25 protein-coding genes and 1 tRNA gene are annotated in these 26,210 nt (G+C 31.0%); 20 read left to right on the forward strand and 6 right to left on the reverse strand.

Going from position 1 to position 26,210, the window contains the following annotated elements:
- The first annotated feature begins 218 nt into the window (after positions 1–218).
- The 17 genes from mraZ (at position 219) to BMY86_RS05450 (ending at position 18,706) form a co-directional block, all read left to right on the forward strand.
- Complete coding sequence (gene mraZ, locus BMY86_RS05370) at positions 219–689, forward strand: division/cell wall cluster transcriptional repressor MraZ (RefSeq protein WP_091466169.1); 471 nt, start codon at positions 219–221, stop codon at positions 687–689.
- Positions 676–1,572 (forward strand): 16S rRNA (cytosine(1402)-N(4))-methyltransferase RsmH, encoded by an 897-nt coding sequence (rsmH, locus tag BMY86_RS05375; RefSeq protein ID WP_091466174.1) that lies wholly within the window; start codon positions 676–678, stop codon positions 1,570–1,572. Before mraZ ends, rsmH begins: the two co-directional genes overlap by 14 nt.
- Positions 1,572–1,931 carry an FtsL-like putative cell division protein gene (locus BMY86_RS05380; RefSeq protein WP_091466178.1) on the forward strand — a complete coding sequence of 120 codons (360 nt, stop codon included), beginning with the start codon at positions 1,572–1,574 and terminating at the stop codon, positions 1,929–1,931. The genes rsmH and BMY86_RS05380 overlap by 1 nt, the downstream gene beginning before the upstream one ends.
- A complete protein-coding gene (locus tag BMY86_RS05385; RefSeq protein ID WP_091466182.1) occupies positions 1,922–3,910 on the forward strand; it encodes a penicillin-binding protein in 1,989 nt (662 codons plus the stop codon). Before BMY86_RS05380 ends, BMY86_RS05385 begins: the two co-directional genes overlap by 10 nt.
- Complete coding sequence (locus tag BMY86_RS05390; RefSeq protein ID WP_091466185.1) at positions 3,907–5,370, forward strand: UDP-N-acetylmuramoyl-L-alanyl-D-glutamate--2,6-diaminopimelate ligase; 1,464 nt, start codon at positions 3,907–3,909, stop codon at positions 5,368–5,370. Before BMY86_RS05385 ends, BMY86_RS05390 begins: the two co-directional genes overlap by 4 nt.
- A gap of 31 nt (positions 5,371–5,401) precedes the next feature.
- Entirely contained in the window at positions 5,402–6,622 is a 1,221-nt protein-coding gene (mraY, locus tag BMY86_RS05395; RefSeq protein WP_091466189.1) for a phospho-N-acetylmuramoyl-pentapeptide-transferase, read from the forward strand.
- 1 nt (position 6,623) lies between these two features.
- Positions 6,624–7,958, forward strand: coding sequence for a UDP-N-acetylmuramoyl-L-alanine--D-glutamate ligase (gene murD, locus BMY86_RS05400; protein WP_091466191.1), 1,335 nt, complete (start codon positions 6,624–6,626; stop codon positions 7,956–7,958).
- A gap of 66 nt (positions 7,959–8,024) precedes the next feature.
- On the forward strand, positions 8,025–9,404 hold the full coding sequence (locus BMY86_RS05405; protein ID WP_091466193.1) for an FtsW/RodA/SpoVE family cell cycle protein: 1,380 nt from the start codon (positions 8,025–8,027) through the stop codon (positions 9,402–9,404).
- The gene (gene murG, locus BMY86_RS05410) at positions 9,401–10,489 is read left to right on the forward strand and encodes an undecaprenyldiphospho-muramoylpentapeptide beta-N-acetylglucosaminyltransferase (RefSeq protein WP_091466195.1); all 1,089 of its coding nucleotides are present in this window, start codon (positions 9,401–9,403) and stop codon (positions 10,487–10,489) included. The genes BMY86_RS05405 and murG overlap by 4 nt, the downstream gene beginning before the upstream one ends.
- 57 nt (positions 10,490–10,546) lie before the next feature.
- Complete coding sequence (murC, locus tag BMY86_RS05415; protein ID WP_091466198.1) at positions 10,547–11,896, forward strand: UDP-N-acetylmuramate--L-alanine ligase; 1,350 nt, start codon at positions 10,547–10,549, stop codon at positions 11,894–11,896.
- Complete coding sequence (locus BMY86_RS05420) at positions 11,883–12,605, forward strand: cell division protein FtsQ/DivIB (RefSeq protein ID WP_091466201.1); 723 nt, start codon at positions 11,883–11,885, stop codon at positions 12,603–12,605. Before murC ends, BMY86_RS05420 begins: the two co-directional genes overlap by 14 nt.
- A 10-nt stretch (positions 12,606–12,615) precedes the next feature.
- Entirely contained in the window at positions 12,616–14,001 is a 1,386-nt protein-coding gene (ftsA, locus tag BMY86_RS05425) for a cell division protein FtsA (RefSeq protein WP_091466863.1), read from the forward strand.
- 35 nt (positions 14,002–14,036) lie between these two features.
- Entirely contained in the window at positions 14,037–16,139 is a 2,103-nt protein-coding gene (gene ftsZ / locus BMY86_RS05430) for a cell division protein FtsZ (protein ID WP_091466203.1), read from the forward strand.
- A 106-nt stretch (positions 16,140–16,245) separates the two neighbouring features.
- Positions 16,246–16,695, forward strand: a complete 450-nt coding sequence (locus BMY86_RS05435; RefSeq protein ID WP_091466205.1) for a GatB/YqeY domain-containing protein — start codon at positions 16,246–16,248, stop codon at positions 16,693–16,695.
- A gap of 74 nt (positions 16,696–16,769) precedes the next feature.
- Positions 16,770–16,846, forward strand: a tRNA-Arg gene (locus BMY86_RS05440).
- Between the two features lie 11 nt (positions 16,847–16,857).
- The gene (locus BMY86_RS05445; protein ID WP_143065601.1) at positions 16,858–17,844 is read left to right on the forward strand and encodes a hypothetical protein; all 987 of its coding nucleotides are present in this window, start codon (positions 16,858–16,860) and stop codon (positions 17,842–17,844) included.
- Positions 17,845–17,851: 7 nt separating this feature from the next.
- On the forward strand, positions 17,852–18,706 hold the full coding sequence (locus tag BMY86_RS05450) for a zinc-dependent peptidase (protein WP_091466209.1): 855 nt from the start codon (positions 17,852–17,854) through the stop codon (positions 18,704–18,706).
- Here BMY86_RS05450 and rpe read toward each other — a convergent pair.
- The 6 genes from rpe to BMY86_RS05480 form a co-directional block, all read right to left on the reverse strand.
- A complete protein-coding gene (rpe, locus tag BMY86_RS05455; RefSeq protein WP_091466211.1) occupies positions 18,696–19,358 on the reverse strand; it encodes a ribulose-phosphate 3-epimerase in 663 nt (220 codons plus the stop codon). The two genes, BMY86_RS05450 and rpe, sit on opposite strands and share 11 nt — an antisense overlap.
- A gap of 320 nt (positions 19,359–19,678) precedes the next feature.
- On the reverse strand, positions 19,679–20,542 hold the full coding sequence (locus BMY86_RS05460) for a sigma-70 family RNA polymerase sigma factor (RefSeq protein WP_091466213.1): 864 nt from the start codon (positions 20,540–20,542) through the stop codon (positions 19,679–19,681).
- A 126-nt stretch (positions 20,543–20,668) separates the two neighbouring features.
- Positions 20,669–21,454 carry a hypothetical protein gene (locus tag BMY86_RS05465; protein ID WP_143065602.1) on the reverse strand — a complete coding sequence of 262 codons (786 nt, stop codon included), beginning with the start codon at positions 21,452–21,454 and terminating at the stop codon, positions 20,669–20,671.
- A gap of 217 nt (positions 21,455–21,671) precedes the next feature.
- The gene (locus BMY86_RS05470; RefSeq protein ID WP_091466219.1) at positions 21,672–22,484 is read right to left on the reverse strand and encodes a hypothetical protein; all 813 of its coding nucleotides are present in this window, start codon (positions 22,482–22,484) and stop codon (positions 21,672–21,674) included.
- Positions 22,485–22,519: 35 nt separating this feature from the next.
- Complete coding sequence (locus BMY86_RS05475) at positions 22,520–23,062, reverse strand: biopolymer transporter ExbD (RefSeq protein WP_091466221.1); 543 nt, start codon at positions 23,060–23,062, stop codon at positions 22,520–22,522.
- A gap of 59 nt (positions 23,063–23,121) precedes the next feature.
- Positions 23,122–24,072 carry a hypothetical protein gene (locus BMY86_RS05480; protein WP_091466224.1) on the reverse strand — a complete coding sequence of 317 codons (951 nt, stop codon included), beginning with the start codon at positions 24,070–24,072 and terminating at the stop codon, positions 23,122–23,124.
- A gap of 247 nt (positions 24,073–24,319) precedes the next feature.
- Here BMY86_RS05480 and BMY86_RS05485 point away from each other — a divergent pair, with 247 nt between their 5' ends.
- Genes BMY86_RS05485 through BMY86_RS05495 form a run of 3 tightly spaced genes read left to right on the forward strand, consistent with a single transcriptional unit; the run spans position 24,320 to position 26,210 of the window.
- Entirely contained in the window at positions 24,320–24,814 is a 495-nt protein-coding gene (locus BMY86_RS05485; RefSeq protein ID WP_143065603.1) for a hypothetical protein, read from the forward strand.
- A 3-nt stretch (positions 24,815–24,817) separates the two neighbouring features.
- Positions 24,818–25,525: a hypothetical protein gene (locus BMY86_RS05490; protein WP_143065604.1), complete on the forward strand. Its 708-nt coding sequence runs from the start codon at positions 24,818–24,820 to the stop codon at positions 25,523–25,525.
- Between the two features lie 4 nt (positions 25,526–25,529).
- Positions 25,530–26,210 (forward strand): hypothetical protein, encoded by a 681-nt coding sequence (locus tag BMY86_RS05495; RefSeq protein WP_143065605.1) that lies wholly within the window; start codon positions 25,530–25,532, stop codon positions 26,208–26,210.

A 26,210-nucleotide genomic window follows, 5' to 3' on the forward strand; every position in this document is an offset into this window, starting at 1 on the left:
CAATTTGTTTGATGTAAAATCTTATAAAATCTTCCTGTTTTTTAAACTCAATTTTAATTAGTTGAAAACTTCAAATCTTCGTCAATAAGTGTGTTTTAAGACCTTAAGTGGAATTTGATTCATTTTTGTGTAAAAACTTATTAACAAAGTGGTAATTTGTGGTAAAAAGTGGTAAAATATTTTTTAAATTTGTCTCATAAATATTTCATTTGTAAAAGTTGGATACTTTTTTCGGGACATATGAGTGCAAAGTAGATGCAAAAGGAAGGCTAATGGTGCCTGCACCTCTCAAGAAGCAATTGGGCAATCTTGAAGAGGGTTTTGTGTTGAAAAGATCTGTGTTTCAGCCTTGTTTGGAATTGCATCCAATTGCAGAATGGAATAAAGTCATGCAGAAAATCAATAAGTTAAATCGATTTGTGAAAAAGAACAACGATTTTATTAGAGCTTTTACAGCTGGAGTAAAAATGGTTGAAATTGATGCAACGGGAAGATTATTAATTCCTAAAGATTTAATTCAGTTTTCTAAAATTGATAAAGACATTGTATTATCCTCAGCAGTTTCTATCATTGAAATTTGGGATAAAAATTTATACGAATCTGCTTTAGAAAGTTCAATGGCCGACTTTGCAGATTTAGCAGAACAAGTAATGGGTAATCAAAACGAAGACGAAGATGGAATATCATAATCCGGTACTTTTAAAAGAGACAGTTGATGGTTTAAATATTAAGCCTGATGGTGTATATGTGGATGTGACATTCGGTGGTGGTGGACATTCAAGAGAAATCATGAGAAGATTGGGTCCGAACGGGAAGTTGTTCGCTTTTGATCAGGATGAGGATGCATTAGAAAATGCAATAGATGATGAAAGATTTGTTTTGATTAATGAGAATTTCAGATTCATCAAAAGATTTTTACGTTTTCATGGTGTAAAAAAGGTTGATGGAATTTTAGGTGATTTCGGAGTATCGTCTCATCAATTTGATGAAGCAGATAGGGGTTTTTCAACTCGATTTGACGCGGCTTTAGATATGAGAATGAATCAAAAAGATGCACTTTCAGCTTATGAAGTAGTAAATGATTACGATGAAAAAGAACTGAAAAGAATTTTTGTTGAGTTTGGCGAATTGAAAAATGGTGGCGCAATGGCAAATACTATTGTGGCAGCTAGATCGGATAAGAAAATTAAAAACACCGAACAATTAAAACAAGTATTGTCTAAGTTTTTACCAGCTCATAAAAGCAATAAAATTTTAGCACAAATCTATCAAGCGATTCGAATTGAAGTAAATCAAGAAATTGAAGTGTTGAAAGAATTTTTAACACAAACAGAAGAATTGTTAGTGTCTGGCGGTAGATTGAGTGTCATCTCTTATCATTCCTTAGAAGATAGATTGGTAAAAAGATTCATTCGTAACGGAATGTTTGAAGGGGAACCAGAACGTGACTTTTTTGGGAATTATGAAGTTCCGTTTAAAATCATTGAAAAATTAATTGTACCAACTGCCGATGAAATTGAAATTAATAATCGTGCAAGAAGTGCAAAATTACGTGTAGCTGAAAAAATATAATGACAAAAGAAAACAGTATATATAGTCTTTTAAAAGCGAAATTCTTAATTGAAGATGACGCTTTGAAAACATGGAAATTCATTATTTTCTTGTTTTCATTGGCTATGTTGATGATTTACTTTAATCATAATTACGACGAAAAGAATTATAAAATCACCAAACTCACCAATGAAGTAAAAGAGTTGCGTTCCAAGTTTGTTGATACTCGTTCTGAATTAATGAAACTAAAAATGGAATCCACCATTTCAAAAAAAATGGAAGCAAGACAAATTTTACCTTCATCGGTACCACCAAAAAAAATAGTAATACACAAACCAGCTGAAAAAAGTTTTTTCGATAAGTTAAAAATATGGCAGTAAAAAAAGATAACATCATTTCATACAGACTCACTTTTGTAGTAGTCTGTGTTTTTGCGTTTTCTATTGCCATTGCTGTTAAACTATTCAATATTCAATGGGTTGGTGGAGATTATTACAGAGATTTAGCGAAACAACGTACCGTTAAAAACTTTGAAATCCCAGCTAATAAAGGAAATATTTATTCTTCAGACGGAAGTTTGTTAGCAACCTCTATTCCGGAATATACAATTCGTTTCGATGCCGTTGCACCTACAGATGAAAATTTTGAAAAGCATTATGTAGATCTTTCGGATTCTTTGGCAACCATGTTGAGTAAAACTTCAGGTGAATTTCAGAGAGAATTAAGAAAAGCACGTAATACTAAAAACAGATATTATTTAGTGGCTCGTAAATTGAGTTTTACGGATTATATGCGTATTAAAAAATTCCCATTATTTAAACTTGGTGCCAATAAAGGTGGGATTATCGTAGAACAACAAACTGTTCGTAAACATCCTGTCGGATTAATTGCAAATAGAACTATTGGTTACGAACGCGATGGTAATCAAGGTAAAGGTTTAGAATATGCTTTTCGTAAATATTTGAATGGTAAAAATGGTCACCGTTTGATGCAAAAAATTGCAAAAAATCAGTGGAAGCCGATTTCAGATGTTAACGAATTAGATCCAGTTGATGGATACGATATTATTTCAACTATTGATGTTTACATTCAAGATATAGCACACCATGCTTTATTGAAACAACTAGAGTTTTATGAAGCAGATCATGGTTGTGTAGTAGTAATGGAAACTAAAACAGGAGAAGTTAAAGCCATTTCAAATTTAGGAAGAGCTGAAGACGGATCGTATTTCGAAACACAAAATTACGCAGTTGCCGAATCACATGAACCGGGTTCAACCTTCAAATTGTTAGATTTAATTGCCTTACTAGACGATAAAAAAGTGGATACTTCGAAAGTGTATAATACTAATGGCGGTGTAATTACTATCAGAAATAAAAAAGTTAAAGATTCTCACGAAGGTGGTTATGGAAGTATTTCATTAGCTAGAGGTTTTGAAGTTTCTTCAAACACGGTTTTAGTTCAAGCCATTCAAGAAAATTATAAAAATAACCCAAAAGAATTCACAGACAGATTAAACAGTTATGGTTTAAATAAAAGAATGGGGATTCAGTTGTTAGGTGAAGGGAAATCATATATTCCACAACCAGGAACGACTAATTGGAATGCGCTTTCATTGCCATGGATGGCATATGGTTACGGAGTTTCTATGACGCCTTTGCAAACCTTGGCTATTTATAATGGAATTGCTAATAATGGTAAAATGATTAAACCCATTTTCGTAAAAGAAATTAAAGAATGGAATAAAACCATTAAGAAAATTGAAACAGAAGTCATCAATGAAAAAATGTGTTCTGATGAAGCATTAGCTAAAGTTAAAAAGGTTTTAGAAAATGTAGTTAAAAAAGGAACAGGAAGTAAATTATATTCTGCTGATTTTTCAATGGCTGGTAAAACAGGAACAGCGCAAGTAGATTATTTTAAAGGTCAAGATAAAATTTACTATGCTTCTTCATTTGTAGGTTATTTTCCTGCAGATCAACCAAAGTATTCTTGCATAGTTGTGGTGCATAAACCTAATGTAGCAGCAGGTTATTACGGTGCAGATGTTGCCGGACCAGTGTTCAAACGTATTGCTCAAAAAATATTTACGGATGTTCCAAATACGAATAAGTTTAAGAGCATAAAATTGAAAAATGCAAAGCAAGATGTTTTGTATGCCGATTATGAAAAAAAATCTCAAGGAAATACAAATAAAGTTCCAAATGTTAAAGGAATGGCAGGAATGGACGCTATTGCTTTGTTAGAAAATTTAGGATTAAAAGTGAAGTTTTCTGGTGTTGGAAAAGTTAAAAAACAATCAATTAATCCTGGAGAAGTATTTAAGAAAAATCAAACTATAACAATTGAATTATCGTGAACAATTTAAAAGACATATTATATAAAGTTACTATTGAAGCCGTTCATGGTTCAACCGATTTGACAATTAATAAAATCGAGTTCGATTCAAGAAAAGTTTCTAATAATGATGTTTTTGTTGCCATAAAAGGTACACTTTCTGATGGTCATCAATTTATTGATAAAGCCATTGCTCTAGGTGCATCTGTTGTTGTTTGCGAAGAATTACCAACAACTTTATTAGATACGATTACATACGTTAAAGTTCAAAATTCGAATCAAGCGTTATCCTTTTTAGCGGCTAATTATTTCGATAATCCTTCACAAAAAATAAAATTAGTTGGAATTACTGGAACTAACGGTAAAACTACAATCGCTTCTTTATTATATCAAATGTTTAAAAAAGCAGGTTATAAAGTTGGATTGCTTTCTACTGTGAAAATTATGGTGGATGAGGTAGAATATAAAGCGACACATACTACGCCTGATTCATTAACCATTAATCATTATTTAAATGAAATGATTGAAGTAGGTTGCGAATTCTGTTTTATGGAAGTTTCATCACACGGAATTCATCAAAAACGTACAGAATCATTACATTTTGAAGGTGGTGTGTTTACTAATTTATCACATGATCATTTAGATTATCACGATACGTTTGCAGAATATAGAGATGTAAAAAAATCATTTTTCGATAATTTACCAAAAACAGCATTTGCCATCACTAATGTAGATGATAAAAATGGTAGCATTATGCTTCAAAATACGGTTGCCAGAAAAAGAACGTATGCGTTAAAAACGTATGCCGATTTTAAAGCTCAAATTTTAGAAAATCAATTAACTGGTTTAGTACTGAAAATCAATAATGATGAGGTTTGGACAAAATTAATTGGTTCATTCAATGCTTATAATTTATTAGCTATTTATGGTGTTGCGTTAGAATTAGGAATTGAAAGTAACGAAGCATTACGATTATTATCTGAATTAGAAAGTGTGTCAGGTCGTTTTCAGTTTATCATTTCTAATTCAAAAATTACTGCAATTGTTGATTATGCGCACACACCTGATGCATTAGAAAATGTGCTAAAAACAATAGAAGACATTCGTACTAATAACGAACAATTAATAACGATTGTGGGTTGTGGTGGCGATAGAGATAAAACCAAAAGACCAATGATGGCAAATATCGCATCAACAATGAGTGATAAAGCCATTTTTACTTCAGATAATCCAAGAACGGAAGATCCGCAAACCATTATTGATGAAATGGAAGCGGGAGTGGAAGGTCAGAATTTCAAAAAAACAATTTCTATTTTAGATAGAAAACAAGCTATAAAAACGGCATGTCAAATGGCTAATCCAGGCGATATTATTTTAATTGCAGGAAAAGGACATGAGACGTATCAAGAAATTAATGGTGTGCGTCATGATTTTGATGACATGCAAATCGTACAAGAAATATTAAATCAATTTGAAAAGTAAACCGTTTACAGTAACTATAAACCATTAGACTATGTTATACTACATCTTTAAATACTTAGACGAAGCATACAATTTGCCGGGTGCAGGTTTGTTTCAATATATTACCTTCCGTTCTGGAATGGCCGTTATATTATCGTTGTTGATTTCTACTATTTATGGTAAAAAAATAATTAATTTTTTAAGAAAACAACAAGTAGGAGAAACAGTTCGTGAATTAGGTTTAGAAGGGCAAACTCAAAAAGCGGGTACGCCAACTATGGGTGGTTTAATTATTATTTTAGCTACGCTTGTGCCAGTTTTATTATTAGCAAAATTGGATAATATTTATATCATCTTGCTTTTAGTTACTACAGTTTGGATGGGAAGTATTGGTTTCTTAGATGATTATATTAAAGTTTTCAAAAAAGATAAAGAAGGATTAAAAGGGCGTTTTAAAGTAATTGGTCAAATTGGTTTAGGTATTATTGTTGGTGCAACGTTATATTTTCATCCTGGTGTAACCATTAAAGAAGATGTGGTTCTTAAAAAAAATGGTATTGAAACAGTTGTAAAATCAACTTCTCCTGAGGTTAAATCAATGGAAACTACTATTCCTTTTGTAAAAGATAACACATTTGATTATGCAGAAATTTTATCGTTCATGGGTGACGATTATCAAAATTGGGCTTGGATAATTTTTATACCTGTTGTAATTTTTATCATTACTGCGGTTTCTAATGGTGCTAATTTAACAGACGGTATTGATGGTTTAGCTGCCGGAACTTCTGCCATTTCAGTATTAGTTCTGGGTATTTTCACCTTCGTATCGGGTAACATCATTTTCTCTAATTATTTAAATATTATGTATATCCCAAATTCTGGGGAAATGACTATTTATATTGGTGCTTTCGTAGGAGCTTTAATTGGATTCTTATGGTACAATACGTATCCTGCTACTGTTTTCATGGGAGATACAGGAAGTTTAACAATTGGTGGAATTATCGCAGTTATTGCTATCGCTGTTCGTAAAGAATTAATGATTCCGGTATTATGTGGAATCTTCTTAGCAGAAAACTTCTCGGTTGTTTTACAAGTCGCTTATTTTAAATATACGAAAAAGAAATTCGGTGAAGGGCGCCGTATTTTCTTAATGTCGCCTCTGCATCATCATTACCAGAAAAAAGGTTATCACGAAAGTAAAATTGTAACCCGATTCTGGATTGTAGCAATTCTATTGGCAATTTTCGCATTAGTTTCATTAAAGCTAAGATAATATGAGGTTAGTAGTTTTAGGTGGAGGAGAAAGTGGAGTTGGAACCGCTATTCTTGGAAAGAAAAAAGGATATGATGTTTTTGTATCTGATTTCGGAAAAATAAAAGAAAATTATAAAGAAGTTCTTAGTATAAACAATATTTCTTGGGAAGATGAAAAGCATACAGAGGAATTAATTCTGAATGCCGATGTAGTAATGAAGAGCCCTGGAATTCCTGAAAAATCACCAATAGTAAAGAAGTTATTAGAAAAAAACATTCCTGTAATTTCTGAGATTGAATTTGCTGCACCCTTTACAACAGCAAAAACCATTGGAATAACAGGAAGTAATGGAAAAACAACTACTACTTTGTTAACGTATCATTTACTAAAACAAGGAGGTTTAAATGTCGGTTTAGCTGGAAATATTGGGAAAAGTTTTGCTTGGCAAGTAGCCGAAAACAAACACGATTGTTATGTACTTGAATTAAGCAGTTTTCAATTAGATGGAATTATAAATTATAAGCCAGATATAGCCATAATAACCAATATTAGTCCAGATCATTTAGATCGATATAATTACGATTACAATTTATATATCGATTCGAAGTTCAGGATTACGATGAATCAAACAGAAGAAAATTATTTAATATACGATAACGATGATGAAGCGATATCAAACTGGTTAGCCAATCATCAAATAAAAGCAAAAAAAGTGCCTTTTTCCATTACAGAAAAATTAGAACAAGGCGGAAGTATTACAGAAAACAACGAAATAAATATCAACCTAAACGAACAAAATTTTATTATGCCAATCAATCAACTTGCTTTAGAAGGAAAACATAACGTTAAGAACGCTATGGCTGCAACAACAGTAGCTCAATTAATGAATATTAGAAAAGCTACTATCAGAGAAAGTTTATCTAATTTTCAAGGCGCAGAACACAGATTGGAAAAAGTATTAAAAATAAATAATGTTCAATATATCAACGATTCAAAAGCTACCAATGTAAATGCTACATTTTTTGCTTTAGATAGTATGACTACTCCAACGGTTTGGATAGTTGGAGGTGTTGATAAAGGAAATGATTACGACGAATTAATGGCTTTAGTTCGCGAAAAAGTAAAAGGAATTATTTGTTTAGGAGTTGATAATAAAAAATTAGTTGAAAAATTTGAAGGTTTAGTGGATGCCATGATTGAAACAACTTCAATGACAGAAGCGGTTAAAATTGCAAGTAAAATGGCTGAAAAAGGAGATACTGTTTTGTTGTCTCCAGCTTGTGCAAGTTTCGATTTATTCGAAAATTATGAAGATAGAGGTCGCCAATTTAAACAAGCGGTGCAAAATTTATAATAATCGTCAGTTCGAGTGTTTCGATGAAGTTTTGAATCGAAATGTATCGGGAACAAAAACAAAAAGATGAACAAATTAAAATTTTTAAAAGGAGATAAAACCATATGGGCAGTAATATTTTTATTGGCCATAGCATCTTTCTTGCCTGTATATAGTGCCAGTACGAACTTGGTACATACGGTTGGAACAGGTGGTACAACTTTTGGAATTTTAATGAAACATTTGGTGCATCTTGGTATCGGAATGATCATTGTATATTTTGTACACAAACTACATTTCGAAAAATTTAAGAAGTATTCCATATTCGGAATGATTGTGATAATTCCTGCTTTAATATTTACTTTATTGCAAGGAAAAACTATCGGTGGAGCCAATGCCAGTCGTTGGTTAACCATTCCGTTTATCAATTTATCCATTCAAACATCTACGCTTGCCTTTACAATATTAATGGTTTATGTAGCTAGAACGTTGTCGAAATTAAAAGAAACAAAATATACTTTCCAAGAGTCGTTTATTCAAATTTGGATTCCAGTTGGATCGGTTTTAATTTTTGTTTTACCATCCAATTTCTCTACAACTGCATTAATGTTTGCCATGGTTTGTATGTTGTTATATGTTGGACAATATCCATTGCGCTATTTAGGAATTATCTTGGCAACAGGTGTAGCATTTTTGGCACTATTCTTTTTATTAGCTAAAGCTTTTCCACAACAAAAAACATTTAGCCGTGTAAATACTTGGGTAAGCCGTATTGAAAACTTTGCTACCGATAAACCCGATGAAGATAAATATCAAATTGAAAATGCTAAAATCGCAATTGCAGTTGGAAAAATAAATGGTGTTGGACCCGGAAAAAGTATTCAAAAGAATTTCCTTCCACAATCTTCTTCCGATTTTATTTTTGCTATTATCATTGAAGAATATGGTTTAATTGGTGGTTACATATTGGTGTTCTTTTATATGCTTTTATTCTTCCGATTTTTGATTAGAGCTAATAAAACCAATAATATGTTCGGGAAATTGCTCATCATCGGACTCGGATTTCCAATTATCATTCAAGCTTTAATAAATATGGGAGTTGCTGTTGAATTGTTACCGGTTACAGGTCAACCTTTACCTTTAATTAGTAGTGGTGGTACTTCTATTTGGATGACATGTTTGTCGTTAGGAATTATTTTAAGTGTTACCAAACGAGAAGATGAAATAGCTGCCGATTTAAAAGATATGCAAGATAGAGAAGCAGCATTACAAAGAATTATTGATAGAGAAGTTTCGGTAATGAATGAAGAACATGAATCTTCTTCAATTTCAGAAGACGAACAAAAAATAAATGATATGAAATATTCAATTCGTGAATCTTTAAAAGAAGAACACGAAATGGATACAGATGGAGATAGTTTATTAAATGGAGAAAATCCTATGAATGCTATTTTAAATAAAAAATGATGAAGAAAAGATTTATTATTAGTGGCGGTGGTACTGGTGGACATATTTATCCAGCAATTTCTATTGCTAATGAATTAAAAGCTCAATATCCTGATGCTGAGTTTTTATTTATCGGAGCTAAAGATAAAATGGAAATGCAAAAAGTTCCTCAAGCAGGTTATAAAATTGAAGGACTTTGGATTTCGGGTTTTCATAGAAAATTGACACTTCAAAATGCTATGTTTCCATTTAAGCTTTTGTCGAGTTTGTTTAAATCATTTTCTATTTTAAAACGTTTTAAACCAGATGTGGTAATTGGTACAGGCGGATTTGCAAGCGGTGCAATTTTAAAAGTGGCTTCTATGTTTGGAGTTCCAACTGTTATTCAAGAACAAAATTCATATCCAGGAATTACCAATCGTTTGTTAGCTAAAAAAGCAAAGATTATTTGTGTGGCGTATGAAAATTTAGAACGCTTTTTTCCTAAAGATAAAATGCGTTTTACAGGTAATCCGGTTCGTCAAGACTTAATGGATATTACTAGTAAAAAAGCGGAAGCTATTTCTCATTTTCATTTAGATCCTAATAAAAAAACGCTTTTAATTTTAGGTGGAAGTTTAGGAGCAAGAAGAATGAATCAATTGATTGAAAAAGATTTAGATTTCTTATTAAGTTTCGGATATCAAATTATCTGGCAATGTGGAAAACATTATTTAATTGATTATTCTAAATACAACGATAAAGATAATGTTCAAGTAACGGCTTTTATTGATAGAATGGATTTGGTTTATGCTGCTGCCGATTTGGTTATTTCTCGTTCTGGAGCTTCATCGGTTTCTGAATTGTGTATTGTTGGGAAACCCGTAATTTTTATTCCTTCACCAAACGTTTCAGACGATCATCAAACTAAAAATGCAAAAGCAATTGTTGATAAAGGTGGTGCAATTATGATTAAAGAATCTGATTTAGAATCTGATTTTAATTTGGTTTTTGAAGCATTAGTAAAAGATAATGGAAAATTGGAAAGCTTAACTGAAAATATTAAAAAGTTAGGATTGCCAAATGCAACTAAAGATATTGTTGAAGAGATTAAAAAGTTAATCTAAAAGTTATACTCAAATTTCAAGTTTGAAATTTATTATAGTCATTGAAATTATATACAAATGAATTTAAATCAAATACATAACGTTTATTTTATTGGAATCGGAGGAATCGGAATGAGTGCTTTGGCGCGTTATTTTCAATTCATTGGAAAAAATGTAGCAGGTTACGATAAAACAGAAACTCAATTAACGAATGAGTTACTTGAAAATGGGATTAAAATTCATTTTGAAGATGATGTTAATTTGATTGACGAAAGTTTTAAAAATAAAGAAAATACTCTAGTTGTTATTACGCCAGCAGTTCCTAAAAATCATTCGGAATGGAATTATTTTTTGAATGAAGGATTTACGGTTAAAAAACGCGCAGAAGTATTGGGAATTATCACTAAAGATACTTTTTGTTTCGCAGTAGCTGGTACACATGGGAAAACAACAACTTCATCTATATTAGGACATGTTTTATATGAAAGTGGAGTAGATGTAACTGCCTTTTTAGGCGGAATTGTGGAAGGATATAACACGAATTTAATTGGTTCAGGTAAAACTGTTACGGTTGTAGAAGCAGATGAATTTGATCGTTCGTTTTTGCATTTACACCCTAATTTGTCTTGTGTAACTTCTATGGATGCTGATCATTTAGATATTTATGGAGATGCGGCAGCCATTGAAGAATCTTTTAGAGAATTTGCGCACAAAGTTCCTTCGGAAAATTTATTTGTTATTAAAGGATTGCCTTTAGAAGGTAATACCATTGCGGTAAATGTAGGTGCCGATTATGTGGCTCAAAATATTAGAATTGAAAATGGATTTTATGTGTTTGATGTTAAAACCGCTACAGAATTAATTGAAAATGTAAAATTCGGATTGCCTGGACATCATAATTTAACGAACGCATTATTGGCTTTTGCAATGGCAAAATCGTATGGTGTAGACGTAGAAAAAATTAAAAATGCACTAGCAACTTTTAAAGGGGTTCGTCGTCGTTTTTCATTTCAAATTAGAGAAGAAAAATTAGTTTATATCGATGATTATGCACATCATCCAACCGAAATAAATGCAGTACATCAAGCGGTTAGAGAATTGTATCCTAACAAAAAAATCATAGCTTGTTTTCAACCTCATTTATTCAGTAGAACAAAAGATTTTATTGATGGATTTGCAGAAAGTTTATCACAATTTGATGAGATTTTGTTGCTGGAAATTTACCCAGCAAGAGAATTGCCAATGGAAGGGGTAAATTCAAGTTGGTTGTTAGGTAAAATTAACAATCAAAATAAAAAATTAGTGAGCAAAGTTGAGTTGTTAACTTGTTTTAAAAATTCTGATGCAAATGTGTTCGTAACTATAGGTGCAGGTGATATTGGAGAGATGGTAAAAGACATTAAAAAAATATTAAATGAAAAGGTTTAGTTGGCAAAATATTCGCTTGGTTTTGATGCTTTTTCTGGTAGTGTTTTTGTATTCTTTTACGAATATTAGAAACGAAAGCAGAAAAATTAACAAGCTGCAAGTTGAATTTCAAGGCGATAACAAAATGTTTTTAACAAACCAAATGGTTAATAACTTGTTAATACAAAATTTGGGAGGTACTTTTTCAATCCAAAAAGAACAAGTAGATTTGAAAGATTTGGAAAGTGACTTAAAGAAACATCCATTTATCGAAAAAGCAGAAGTTTTTACATCTGAAGACGGAGTGTTAATAACAAAAATATCGCAAAAGTCCCCAATTGCTAGAATTATTAACAAAAACCGAAATTTTTATGTAGATAAAAATGGCAGTGTTTTTCAATTGTCAAATAATTTTTCATCGAGAGTTCCTCTTGTTCAAGGAAGTATCGAAGGAGAATTGAAAAAAGGATTTGTAAAAACCTTTTGCGTAATTGCCGAAGATGATTTTTTAAAAAAGAATATAATCGCAATTGATATTCAAAAAAACGGAAGCATGAAAATGCTAACAAGGGAATATGATTATGAGATAAATTTTGGAAAACCAATTCAAATTGAAAAAAAGTTTAAGAATTATAAAGCTTTTTATCAATATGCAACGAAAGATTCGTTGATTGGAAAGTACAAATCGGTAAATTTAATTTTCACACAACAAGTAGTGTGTTCTAAATAAAGAATAGATGATGAACAAAGAAAGTATTGCAGTAGGATTGGATATAGGTACAACAAAGATTGTAGCTATGATTGGCAAGAAAAATGAGTACGGGAAATTAGAGATTCTTGGAGTAGGAAAATCCAAGAGCCTTGGTGTGCATAGAGGTGTAGTAAATAATATTACACAAACTATTCAGTCTATTCAACAAGCAATTTTAGAAGCAGAAAACGATTCTGGATATAAAATTAATGATGTAGTAGTTGGTATTGCGGGACAACATATCCGTAGTATTCAACACAGTGATTATATCAGTAGAAAAAATCCTGATGAAGTAATTGGTGATTATGATATTGAGCAATTAACGTCTCAAGTTCAAAATTTAGCCATGCTTCCAGGTGAAGAAATTATTCATGCATTGCCACAAGAATTCAAAATTGATGGGCAATCTGAAATTTTAGAGCCAATTGGTATGTATGGAGCAAGAGTAGAATCGAGCTTCCATATTGTTGTTGGTCAGGCAGCTTCTATTAGAAATTTAGGACGTTGTGTTAAAAATGCAGGTTTAGAATTAACAGGATTAACATTAGAGCCTTTAGCTTCTGCCGATGCTGTTTTAAGTGAAGAAGAAAAAGAAGCAGGTGTTGCTTTAATTGATATAGGTGGTGGAACAACTGATTTAGCAATCTTTAAAAACGGCGTAATTCGTCATACAGCTGTAATCCCTTTCGGAGGAAATGTGATTACGGAAGATATTAAAGAAGGATGTTCGATCATTGAAAAACAAGCTGAGTTATTAAAAACTCGTTTTGGATCAGCTTGGCCAGGTGAAAATAAAGACAATGAAATTGTTTCTATTCCTGGATTAAGAGGTCGTGAGCCAAAAGAAATTTCGTTAAAAAACTTATCGAAAATTATTCATGCTAGAGTCGTGGAAATTATCGAGCAAGTATATGCAGAAATTAAATTATACGGTCATGATGAACCAAAGAAAAAATTAATTGCTGGTATCGTATTAACAGGTGGAGGTTCACAGTTAAAACATATCAAACAATTAGTGGAATATATTACAGGTATGGATACTAGAATTGGTTATCCAAATGAGCATTTAGCAGGCAATTCAAGTGAAGAATTATCAAGCCCACTTTATGCAACTTCTGTAGGTTTAGTTATGGAAAGTTTACGTAACCAAACGAATAGTGCTACTCCATTTGTAGAAATGAAAGCGCCAGAACCAGTAGTAATTCCAACACCACAACCAGAAATTGAAAAAATTGTTGAAAATGTTATTGAAGAGGAAGAAGTGAAAAAACCTCAAGTTCAAGAACAAAAACAAGAAATTCAAGAAAGAAAGAAAAAATATGACTTTAATAACCTTTTAGGGAAAATTAAAGAATTTTTAGATAACGTAGAATAAGAAGCAATTATATAACTATAAAAAAAGCCAAATATATGGAAAGCAACAACGAATTTGGAAATATTACATTTGATTTGCCAAAGAATCAATCGAATGTGATTAAAGTTATAGGTGTAGGTGGAGGCGGTAGTAACGCTATCAACCACATGTTTAAACAAGGAATCATCGGTGTAGATTTCGTAGTTTGTAATACTGACTCTCAGGCATTGCAAACAAGTCCTGTGCCTAATAAAATTCAATTAGGTGTTAACCTAACGGAAGGATTAGGAGCGGGTGCAAAACCAGAAATCGGACAACAAGCAGCTCTAGAAAGTATTGAGGAAATTGAAAAAATGCTTGATGCAAACACTAAAATGGTTTTTATCACTGCCGGAATGGGTGGTGGAACAGGAACAGGTGCTGCGCCAGTAATTGCTCAATTAGCAAAAGAAAGAGGAATTTTAACTGTTGGTATCGTAACTATTCCATTCCAGTTCGAAGGTAAAACTCGTTCTGAACAAGCTATGGAAGGTGTAGAAAGATTAAGAAAACAAGTAGATTCTTTAATCGTTATCAATAATAATAAATTAAGAGAAGTTTACGGAAACTTAGGTTTCAAAGCAGGTTTCTCTAAAGCTGATGAAGTATTAGCTACAGCGTCTAAAGGTATTGCTGAAGTTATTACTAATCACTTAACTATGAATATCGACTTAAAAGACGCTAAAACAGTTTTAAGTGATAGTGGAACGGCTATAATGGGATCTTCAGTTGCAGAAGGTGTTGATAGAGCTAAAGAAGCTATTCAGTCTGCTTTAGATTCTCCGTTATTAAATGATAATAAAATTACAGGTGCTAAAAATGTATTGTTGCTTATAACATTTGGTGCTAATGAAATTACTATTGATGAAATTAGTGAAATTAACGAATTCATCCAAAACGAAGCAGGTCATAATGCAAATATCATTATGGGTGTTGGTGAAGATGAAAAGTTAGGAGAAGCTATTTCTGTTACAGTAATTGCAACAGGTTTTAATATTGAACAACAAAAAGAGATTATCAATGCAGAACCACAAAAGATTATCCATTCTTTAGATGGTGAGCAAAAAATTCAACATAATTTAACACCAAGTGCTCCATTAAGTCAGCCAGCTGTTCAAAATCAAGTTTTTGAAGTTGAAACGCCAAAGGAAGTAATTAATGAAGCGCCTGCGAAAGTTGTTTTTGAATTAAATGATTTTGAAGTAGAGCAACCACAACCGGTTCAAGCTCCAGTTTCAGATTTAATTCCAACTTCGGATTATATCAGAAATTTAGATGTGTTTTTTGAAAATGTATCGGCAGAATTTCAAAAACCAGTTGCGGTAGTAGAACAACCAATTTTCCAAGTGGAAGTTCCGACTCAACCAATTCAACATATTGAGCCAGTTGCACCGGTAGCTTCATTTACGCAACCAGTTGTACAACCTGTATTTGAATCAGTTCAACCAATTCAGCAAGTTCAGCCTGTTCAAGAATTTGAAATTATTTCAAACTCGGTAAGAGAAATTGAAGTAATTGAGCCAGAATTTGTTGTAGCAACTCAAGATTTTAATTTTTCGTTAGATTTATTCGAAACAAAAGCGGAAACAACTCAAAACACAATTGTTTTCGATTTAAATCCAGCAGTTGAAGAAGTTAACGAAATTAAAGTAAACGAAGCCGTTCAGTTTTTCCCTGTGACAGAATTAGGTCAAGAAGGAATTATTAAATATACTTTAGAAGAGGAAATTGAAGAAGCTTTCGAACCAGCTGCTGCTGTTCAACAAGTAGCTGAGCCAATTGATGAAGAAGTGAATTTTACAGTTAAACAAACTACTCCGGTAGCGGCTGATAATCACTTCGGAATTGATGCGGTTTCTCCAGTTGAAATGTCAATTGAAGAGATTTTAAAAGCGAGAGCGGAAGAAAGAAAAAATAAATTAAAAAGTTTCAATCACAAGTTCAATAATCCAAGTAGAATTGATGATTTAGAAAAAGAACCCGCTTTTCGTCGTCAAGGATTAGATGTAACGAGTATGCCGAATCAAAATAATCAATCTCGTATGTCATTAGGTATTGATAGCAACGACGACGTTCAGTTACGTTCCAACAATTCTTTTTTACATGATAATGTAGATTAATCTCAAATAAAACTAACCAATTACTATTAATTCCCGTTCCGTTTATTATCGGAACGGGTTTTTTTATTAAATTCGCATCACTAATAAATCAATAATCAAAAAAGATATGAGTTTAGAGAGCAAAATCATGGATCACATGAAAGAAGCCATGAAAGCAAAAGATACTGTTGCATTAGAAGCATTACGTGCCATTAAATCGGCAATCATTTTAGCAAAAACGGAAGCTGGAGCAGCTGATGGTTTATCAGAACAAGATGAAATTAAAATGTTACAACGATTAGTAAAAATGCGTAAAGACAGTGCGGAAATTTTCACTACTCAAAATCGTCCAGATTTAGCAGAGCCAGAATTGGCGCAAATTGCTGTAATCGAAAAATTCTTACCAGCTCAATTATCTGAAGCAGAAGTAGAGGCTATTATCGGTAAAATTATTGCTGAAACAGGAGCTTCTGGAATTGCTTCAATGGGTAAAGTTATGGGATTGGCAACGGCACAAATTGGAGGTCAAGCTGAAGGAAAAACAATTTCAACTATTGTTAAAAAACTTTTAGTTTAATCATAAATTAAAATAAGTAAAGTTGGGAGTGAATGAAAAACTTCCAACTTTCTTTTTTATATTAGTATTTAATTGGCTTCGTAGTTCAACTGGATAGAATGGCGGATTTCGGCTCCGTTGGTTGCAGGTTCGAACCCTGCCGAAGTCACCAAAACTTTTATTATGAAATTCATCTCAATATTCTGGTATATATTTTCAATTGCTGTTTTGTGCTTATTAAGCTATACCTTTTCAATAGTATTTTATAATTCAACAAAATTATTTTTCCCGATTTTAATTTCTGTCATTTCAGGCTTTTTCTTTTTTTTAGGATTGTTCAATATTGATAAATTAAGTAAGTTATTATACCTTAATGTTGCTTCAGATGATAAAAATTCTGGATTAAAATATATAGTGCTTTTTGTATTTGTAATTGCAGGAACTATTGTTTCTTATACAATTTTTGAAGAAAGAATTGAAAAGGCGCTTTTAAAAGATGGTATAGTTGTAAAAGCCAAAATTAAAGATGGACAACATCAATTTACTCAAGGATTCAAAAGAAAAACGGACAAATACTTTTTAGATTTATATTTTAAAACTGAAGCTGGTTTAGAATGTGATTTTAAAGCAGAAGTTACTTCAGATATGTTTAATAATGCATTTCAAGATTTAAAAGTAGATGTTGTGTATTTAGAATACGAACCATCTGTTTATAAAGTTTTGCTTAATGATGAAAATATTAAACGTTATAGAAACATAGAAAATAAGAATTTAAGTTTAAAAGAGATCGATAAATTTATGGCTTTAGCGGATAATAAAAAATTTCGATTCTTGAGAACAATTAGTGGTGGTTGGGATACTAAAGTGGAAGATTTTGGTAGAATTTATTTCAATTTATTAAAGAAAGAAGCTATCATCACGTTTAATGCAAATGAAAAAATAGTTTTATTTCAATCTGAAAATATTGTTGATGATAAATTGTTTATACCAAAAACCGAATTGGTTAAAAAATTTAAGAAACCACAAAACGAACTTGATATTATTAAGTATATGAATTCTATTCAAGTGGTAGAATCGGATAATTTCGAATTAAAAAACCATAATGTTGAAAAAACGAAAGTGATAATTGAAAATGGTGTAATTACAAATTATTTAATTCAAAAAAAGTAAGCTCCCTATGAATAATGTTGATCCTAACGAATATACATTAGGTTTTGTAGATTACTTCATGATCTTTTTATTATTGGCGCCAATACTTTTCGGATTTTTGTACTTTGCATTTTATGTTTTTGAAATAATTTATCATCGAAACACTAAAAAACCTTTAGTAGTTTATGGGAACATTATTTTTAGAAAATTGTCAGATGTTGAGCGTTTGTCGTTAGAACGGAATTCTGTTTTTTATCAACGCTTAAAGCCAAAATATAAAAGGTATTTTGAACATAGAGTGGTTAAGTTTATCGAAAGAAGAGAATTTCTAGAACGAGATATTGTTATCACTCAAGAAATGAAAATTCAAATTGCTGCTGTTTATGTGCAATTGACTTTCGGTATGCGTAATTATCAAAATCCATTGATTGAAAAGATTATAATTTATCCAAATGCTTACTTATCTACGCATACAAATGAATATTATAAAGGTGAATTTAATCCGGCTTTAAAAACTATTGTGTTTTCTTGGGCCGATTTTAAAGAAGGAATTAGTATTACAAATGATAATCTAAATTTAGGTTTGCATGAATTTACACATGCCTTACATTTTTTAACGCTTAATAGTAATAAAAACACTTATGTGTTATTTAAGGAGTCCTTGTATAATTTATTTAGTTCTTTTAAAGAAGAAAAATTAGGGCAAGAGTTGTTTAATTCAGGTGTTTTAAGACAATATGCCTTTAAAAACCAATTTGAATTTGTAGCTGTTTTATTGGAGCATTTTTTCGAATCACCACAAGATTTAAAACAAAAATTTCCTTCAATTTATGTAAAAGTGAAGGAAATGTTGAATTATAATGAAAAGATTTTTATTTCGTAATAATCTTTAAATCGGCAATAATTTCAGTAGGGTTATCTGCACCAAATACATAACTTCCAGCAACTAATACATCTGCACCTGCATCTACCAATTGTTTAGCATTTTTATTGGTAACACCGCCGTCAATTTCAATTAAAGTATTCGATTTACATCTTGTAATCATTTCTTTTAATTTGAAAACTTTATCGTATGTTTTTTCGATAAAACTTTGTCCGCCAAATCCTGGATTAACACTCATGATACAAACTAAATCGATATCTTGAATGATATCTTCTAAAACAGAAACACTTGTATGCGGATTTAAAGCAACACCAGCTTTCATACCTTCTGCTTTAATCGCTTGTAAGGTTCTATGTAAGTGTGTGCAAGCTTCATAATGAACAGTTAATACATCAGCACCTAATTTTTTAAAAGTTGAAATATAGCGATCAGGATCTACGATCATTAAATGAACGTCAATTGTTTTTTTTGCATGTTTATTTATTGCATCTAAAACAGGCATTCCAAAAGAAATGTTGGGTACGAAAACGCCATCCATAATATCAATGTGAAACCAATCTGCTTGCGAATGGTTAACCATTTCGATATCGCGTTGTAAGTTTGCAAAGTCAGCTGCTAAAACTGAAGGAGCAATTAGTGTGTCTTTTTTCATGTTGTTGTATTGTTTTGGCAAAGGTACAATAATTTAAAATATTTTAATATTCAAAATTTCAAGTAGAATATTCCAAGTTTAAAAATCTTGAATAACGAATGATGAAAAACGAATGATGAATTTTGAAGTTTTTATAAAAACAAAACTCCGGTAATCAGTCATTTGATATTAAGAGGATGAAGCCCAGTGGGCTTCAGGTACACAAGCTTTAGCTTGTTATTTATTGTATTCCTTAAAAAACAAAACTCCGGTAATCAGCCGGAGTTTCAATCATCAATCAAAAAACGAACCGTTTAAACGGTTGTTCACGTTTAAAAAACTTATCCTAAATAAGTTTTTAATATTTTACTTCTAGAAGTGTGTTTTAGTCTTCTAATTGCTTTTTCTTTAATTTGGCGAACACGCTCACGAGTTAAATCAAAAGTTTCTCCAATTTCTTCTAAAGTCATTGGGTGTTGATCTCCTAAACCGAAATATAAACGCACCACATCCGCTTCTCTAGGCGTTAATGTTTCTAATGCTCTTTCAATTTCAGTTTGTAAACTTTCATGAATTAATTCTCTATCAGGATTTGGTGATTCACCAGAACGTAAAACGTCGTATAAGTTAGAATCTTCACCTTCTACAAGTGGAGCATCCATAGATAAATGACGACCAGAGTTTTTCATTGACTCTTTTACATCATTTACAGTCATGTCTAGTTCTTTTGCAATTTCCTCAGCACTTGGTGGACGTTCGTTAGATTGCTCTAATAAAGCGTACATTTTGTTGATTTTATTGATAGAACCAATTTTGTTTAATGGTAAACGTACAATACGTGATTGTTCTGCTAAAGCTTGAAGAATCGATTGACGAATCCACCAAACGGCATAAGAAATGAATTTAAAACCACGCGTTTCATCAAAACGTTGAGCTGCTTTAATTAAACCTAAGTTTCCTTCATTAATTAAATCTGGTAAAGTTAAACCTTGATTTTGATATTGTTTTGCTACAGAAACAACGAAACGTAAATTCGCTTTAGTTAATTTTTCTAACGCGCGTTGGTCTCCTGCTTTTATACGTTGTGCTAAATCTACCTCTTCATCGGCAGTAATAAGGTCAACCTTTCCAATTTCTTGTAAATACTTGTCAAGGGAAGCAGTTTCACGATTAGTTACCTGCTTAGTAATTTTAAGTTGTCTCATTTAAATATCTCCTAACATTAAAAGTGTTATTGTTATACGTAATAAATAATCAAAAAGTTACAAAAGATTTAAAAAAAATGTTCATCTAATAAATAGATGAACATTTTTTTATTGTGTATTGGTTAATTAAAGTAGTCTATCTCCAAACCAAAGTCCGTTTTTTTCGCCATTTATCATCCAATTACCTTCCGCATGATTTCTATTTAATATGCCAGATATTTCACCAATATGAAGATTTGCATTGATGATATATTGTGGGTTTGGTTTGCTTGGAAATTCTTCACTTGTACTGTCGTCAATTGGATTTGAAATAGTAATTTCACCAACTACGTCAGTAAAAGCAAAAGAATTTAATTCTTGCGTTGTACCAGATATTTTCATTTGACCATCCGAAGTAAAGTTGACACTTCCATGTACTAAATCGCTTTTAAAAATACCTGTATAACATTTAATTAAAGAGGTTGAAGTTTCTTTTTTCAAACAAATTTTATAATTTTCTTCTCCAAAATAAGAAAAATTAAGAATGGATATGTAATTTCCTGTAACTTCTATCATTAGTTCTAATTTAATATTATCATCTTCAAAAATGAATTTTTTAAATGTAATACCTTGATTTTTACCTTCTTCTTCAGTTATTGGAACATTATTTAAAATAAAAGTTTTGTTGTCATTTGTAATGATTTTTGCAAAAATTTGGCTGTCATTATACAAATTTACATAAAGAGCTCCCGAAATATCTCCTGTAATAACTCCTTTATAAATGCCTTTATATGAGTTATCGTACACTGGATTGGCTTCTGGTTTACTAGCAAATTGTGCTGTTGATGTCGTGTCGGTTGTTGCGTCCATTGTTTCATCAGTACAACCTGATAAAAGGCAACAAAAAAATAAAAGTACATAAACGTTTTTCATGATGATTAAATTAAAAATTAAACTGAGATTAAAGATTTATTGATTATTAAATCTTGGTCAAAGTTACTTATTGGCTTTTTAACCATCTGATATTTAACTTCTTAATCGGTATAATGGTTTTTCATGTGGTTAAGTGACCAACTTTTAAGAAAAAATTATGCACTTTACACTTTATCGGATGAAGTAATGTTAAAATCTATATTTTTTTAAGAAAATTTTAATTTAAAAAATCATTTTGTAAACGATGCTTAAAGCGATCGATTGGTTTTAAATCGACATCAATTTCATCATTTGAAATGTCAAATGGATCGTCTAAGCCTCTAATTAATAGATACAAATAACAAAATAAAAAAGTAACTGCGGAGGTAACTAAATAATCTGCTGGATTTGTTTTAAATTTTGTAATTAATAACAATGCCATTACTATAAATAAGATGCTTTTAAGTAAAATATAAGCCGGTTTTATGAAATTATTTCGAGAAATGGAATAGGCACGAGTTAACTGTTTACGCATGGCATTTGTATTTTCTTGAATGCCTTTAATCGCTTCTTTATCTAAGCCGCGTTCTGCAAAATAATAGGCAATTTCGTTCGACTTTCTAATTAATGGAAAAATTACATTGGAATCTTTTTCTTTCGAGTAAATCCAATCAATGATACCGTCAGTTATAGCGAGTAATTCATTACGTAAATGGGCTTTGTCTAATTCTTCTTTGCATAAATCGGATGTTCCGGTTCTTGGTGCTCTTATGGCTAAATAAATCCAATCTTTTATGGCTTCTAAATTAGAAGCTACTTCTCCAGGAATTCGTTCGCTTTCTTTGAAATCCGACATCGTTGCCGCTAATAATAATCCGAAAACAAAAAAAGCACCAGTAAAGATGATAGTGATATCAGACAATTCAATTAAATCGTGAAAATCCTGACCGTATAAATTCAAATGTTTAAAAACGAAATTTTTAATTATTAAAATGAATAATGCCGCAATTAATGATTTAATAATTATCGTTCTGTTGGTAATGAATTTCATGATGTACTGTTTTGAACAAATTTAGAAAGATTTACTTATTTTTCTAATAATTTTTGTTCGTCAGAATTTATAAAATGACTCACCGTAAAAATTCTTGGTTTGATTAAATTAACTGCGTCTAAAGCGCTAATTAAGTTTTTATATTGGCATTTGTCACTTGGTTTAATGATTACAGTTAATCCTTCTTTTTCTGGACTAACAACACGTTCAAGTACATATTGATTGATTCGATTGAATTCATTTGTAAATTCCTTAGAATCTATTTGAAATACTTTTGGTTCTTCCATTGGACTTTGTGCCATTCCGAAATACATAACCACTTTATTGTTTTCACCTAATAAAAGAGTAAGGTTTCTCCAGATCTCTCCACCGCAAACAGGGTAATCAGGACCACAAGTATTATGTTCAGGCAATGATAAATCTATATGTTCAGGTTTCTTCATAAAACTTTGTAACATGAAAAACATGATTAATAAGTAAGATAAATTCACCATAGCCGTTAAATCTACTCTTGGGTGTAACTTTTTTGTTTTGGGAGTGAGGCTTTTTCTACCGTATGTGTGTTTACTTGTGTGCATAGTGAAGTGGTTTTAGTTGATATTGTATTGCGAACAACAACTATGCCGATTATGTTTAATTACTCCACTAAATAATTATCTATCCTATTTGTGAAAAAATCAATTTTTTGATACATACGGTTGAAAAATATTTTCTGATCTTTTTTGCCTGATTTGCTAATCGATTTGGAGTTTTTCAACTGATTGATGATAAATTCTTTTTCGTCTACACAAATTTTAGTATCTGAAGTTACATAATAACTCAACATGTTATGAGGAATAAAAAAAGTTGATTTTTTTTCATTCGTAAATAAAACGGTATTGTTTAAAACTAATAGTTCGTTATAGTAAATGTCGAAGTTTAAAGTATTGTTTTGTATCTTTTTTTCAATATTTAAAATGATATTTTTAATGTCTTCAATAATTAGTTTTGCATTATTGTAGTTGAGTAAACCCGCTTCAAAAAAGTAAAAAACTTGTTGTAAAGCACTGTTAATAGTAGTGTCGTTCCAAATTTCTACGCGATTGGTGTTTTCAAAAACGGTTACTAATTGTGAAGACTCATTAAGCATCGATTCTTCTATTTTAAAGTTTTCAAAACTTAAATTTTGTTCTGCAGTTAAAATATTCAACCAAACATAAATTTTAAACTTAGAAAGTAATGTGCCGCCAATAGTATAATGTAAAGGTATGTCTTTGGCGGAATAATACACAGTTGAATTATTCGCCTTAAAATCTTTTAAAAGTTGTGCTGATTTTTCTAAATACAATTTAAAATCACTAATCGATTTGATGGTCTTCGTTTTATCTAACACATATTTATCTTCTTTCCGAAATAAACTATCCATTGAAATATCGAAATAATTGCACAACAAAACTGTTTCTTCAATAGTGAATTTACTTTTTAAAGAGATTCTTCTGTGTGCTGCATCATAGCTAATGCTTAAAGCTGTGGCAACTTCATCAATTAAAGAAACTTCTTTGTCAATTTTTGTTCTGATGTCTTTTAAAAGGATTTCTTGATAATTCATTGTTTGTGATTTTCGCAAAATCAAATATACAAATAATTATTTAGCGCAATTTATTTTGTGATTATTAAAATACTTTTGAATTGTAATTAAATGAAAAAATTATGAAAAAGTTTAAAATTAAAGTCACCAAAATAGCGGTCAACTTTGAAAGTAGTACGGCTAAAGATTTAATTCACTATTCGAAAATAATTAATCAGATACAGATTAAAAACAGTATTCATTTTAATATCAATTTAAATTCTTTATTATGAACAAAATATTAATAATGATTTTGTTTGGGTGCTTTTCCTGCAAATCATATAAAGAGATTAAAGACAAAGAATTGGTGCCAATTTCTTCTAAAAATTTAGGTGAATTTCATTCCGTTTCAAACATTAAAAAGAAAACAGAATATAAAGTTTCTATACAGGAATTATTCGGGATCAATAATCTAGATTCATTGGTTAAAGTTAAAATCAATAAGAACGATGAAATTGAAATTCATTATAAAAATGTTTTAGGAGGAAATGAAATAACTACTTATAAAGGCAAATTTAAAAAGAATTATTTCGAAGTTTTTCTAGATAAAAAACGCATCATTTTACCACCATTTTATTGTAAAAACCGTGTAAACAGATTGCGAATTGGTTTGTCGCAAAATAAAGAATTAGTAATTAACAGGCATTATGATTATTCGGGTATGTTTATGCTTTTTGCAGCAGGAAATTCCGATAGTAAACAATATGTTTTTAAAAGTAAATAAGTTATGAAGAAGCAAATTTTATTACTGCTATTATTTAGTTTTTCAAATATGTTCAGTCAAGATTCAATTCGATATGCGACACATTCTCAAATATTTAGTTTGTCGCCCATTTCTAAAAGAGTAGATAAAGTGAATGGTTTAGTGGTTGGAGTAGGGCATTACGATAGTCGATTTATAGATAAACAAACCATTAACGGCATTAATTTAGAAGTCAATCCGACTGCTCTAGCGCTTCCGTTATTTGTGTTGTATTTGCCGGAAATTATCAAACAAAATAAAATGAATATTGATAAAGATAGTTTGAAAATTGTTAGAGTTGAAAAATCGAAACCTTTGATCCAAATGAATGGTTTGAATATTAGTTCGGGTTGCTTTACCACATCTGTAAATGTAAACGGTTTAACGATTTCTACATTTAATAAGATGAATAAAATAAACGGAATTTCCATTACAGGTTTAGGTGTTCAAGCAGATAAAATTAACGGACTTACACTGGGTGCGTACAACGGAACGAATGACTTAAACGGAGTAATGTTGGGTTTGTTTAACGAAACGTGTTCTTTAAATGGATTGCAACTTGGATTTTATAATTATTCGGCAACAAATTCGGGTATTCAAATTGGAATTTTAAACATGTCGAAATCTCGCGGATTACAATTCGGATTGTGGAATATTAACAACAAAAGGTCGATGCCTTTTATAAATTGGTAAAAAGATGAAAAAGTATATTTTAATAGTGTGTTTGTTTTGTTTGCAATTTTTGATGGGTCAGAATTCTTTAGAAAAACTAGAAAAATTAAATCAATATGAATTACTTAAAGAACAAGAAGAATATGAACGTGTTTATATTGAAGTTGGTTTAGTAAAACCAATTGGTAATTTGAGTAATAAGTTCGATGTTTCACAATGTTATGGATTTTGGTTTAGAAGTAAAATTAAAAACAATGATTTTATAGATATTGGTTTGAATGTGGTGATACCGAATAATGCTTCTAATATTAATGTAAAGTACAAGGATTCTGTCTTTTCGATTGGTTCAAGAAGATTTGGTGGGAATTTAGGTTTCCGATTTGCAAAAGTTTTTCCTTTCTCAAATGTATCGCCACGAAATAATGTAGAATGGTTTACGGGTTTTGGTGTTGCAACAATGTTTTATGACGCCAATCATAAAAGATATGAAGATATAATAAATGGAAATTATGATGCTGAAAGTAGCGAGAAAAGCTATGAATTTGCATTAACAACGTTACAATTCTCTCAAGGAATAAAAATGAATATAAAAAATGTTGGGTTGCAATTCAATTATCAATTTACACCATATGGTTTGTTTGAAAATCGAATTGAACCCAATTTTGGAAGTCAAAGTATAATGTTTGGTATTTATTACCGACAATAA

Origin of the sequence: Flavobacterium urocaniciphilum (assembly GCF_900110615.1) — a bacterium.
In the GTDB taxonomy this organism is placed as follows: Bacteria; Bacteroidota; Bacteroidia; order Flavobacteriales; family Flavobacteriaceae; genus Flavobacterium; species Flavobacterium urocaniciphilum.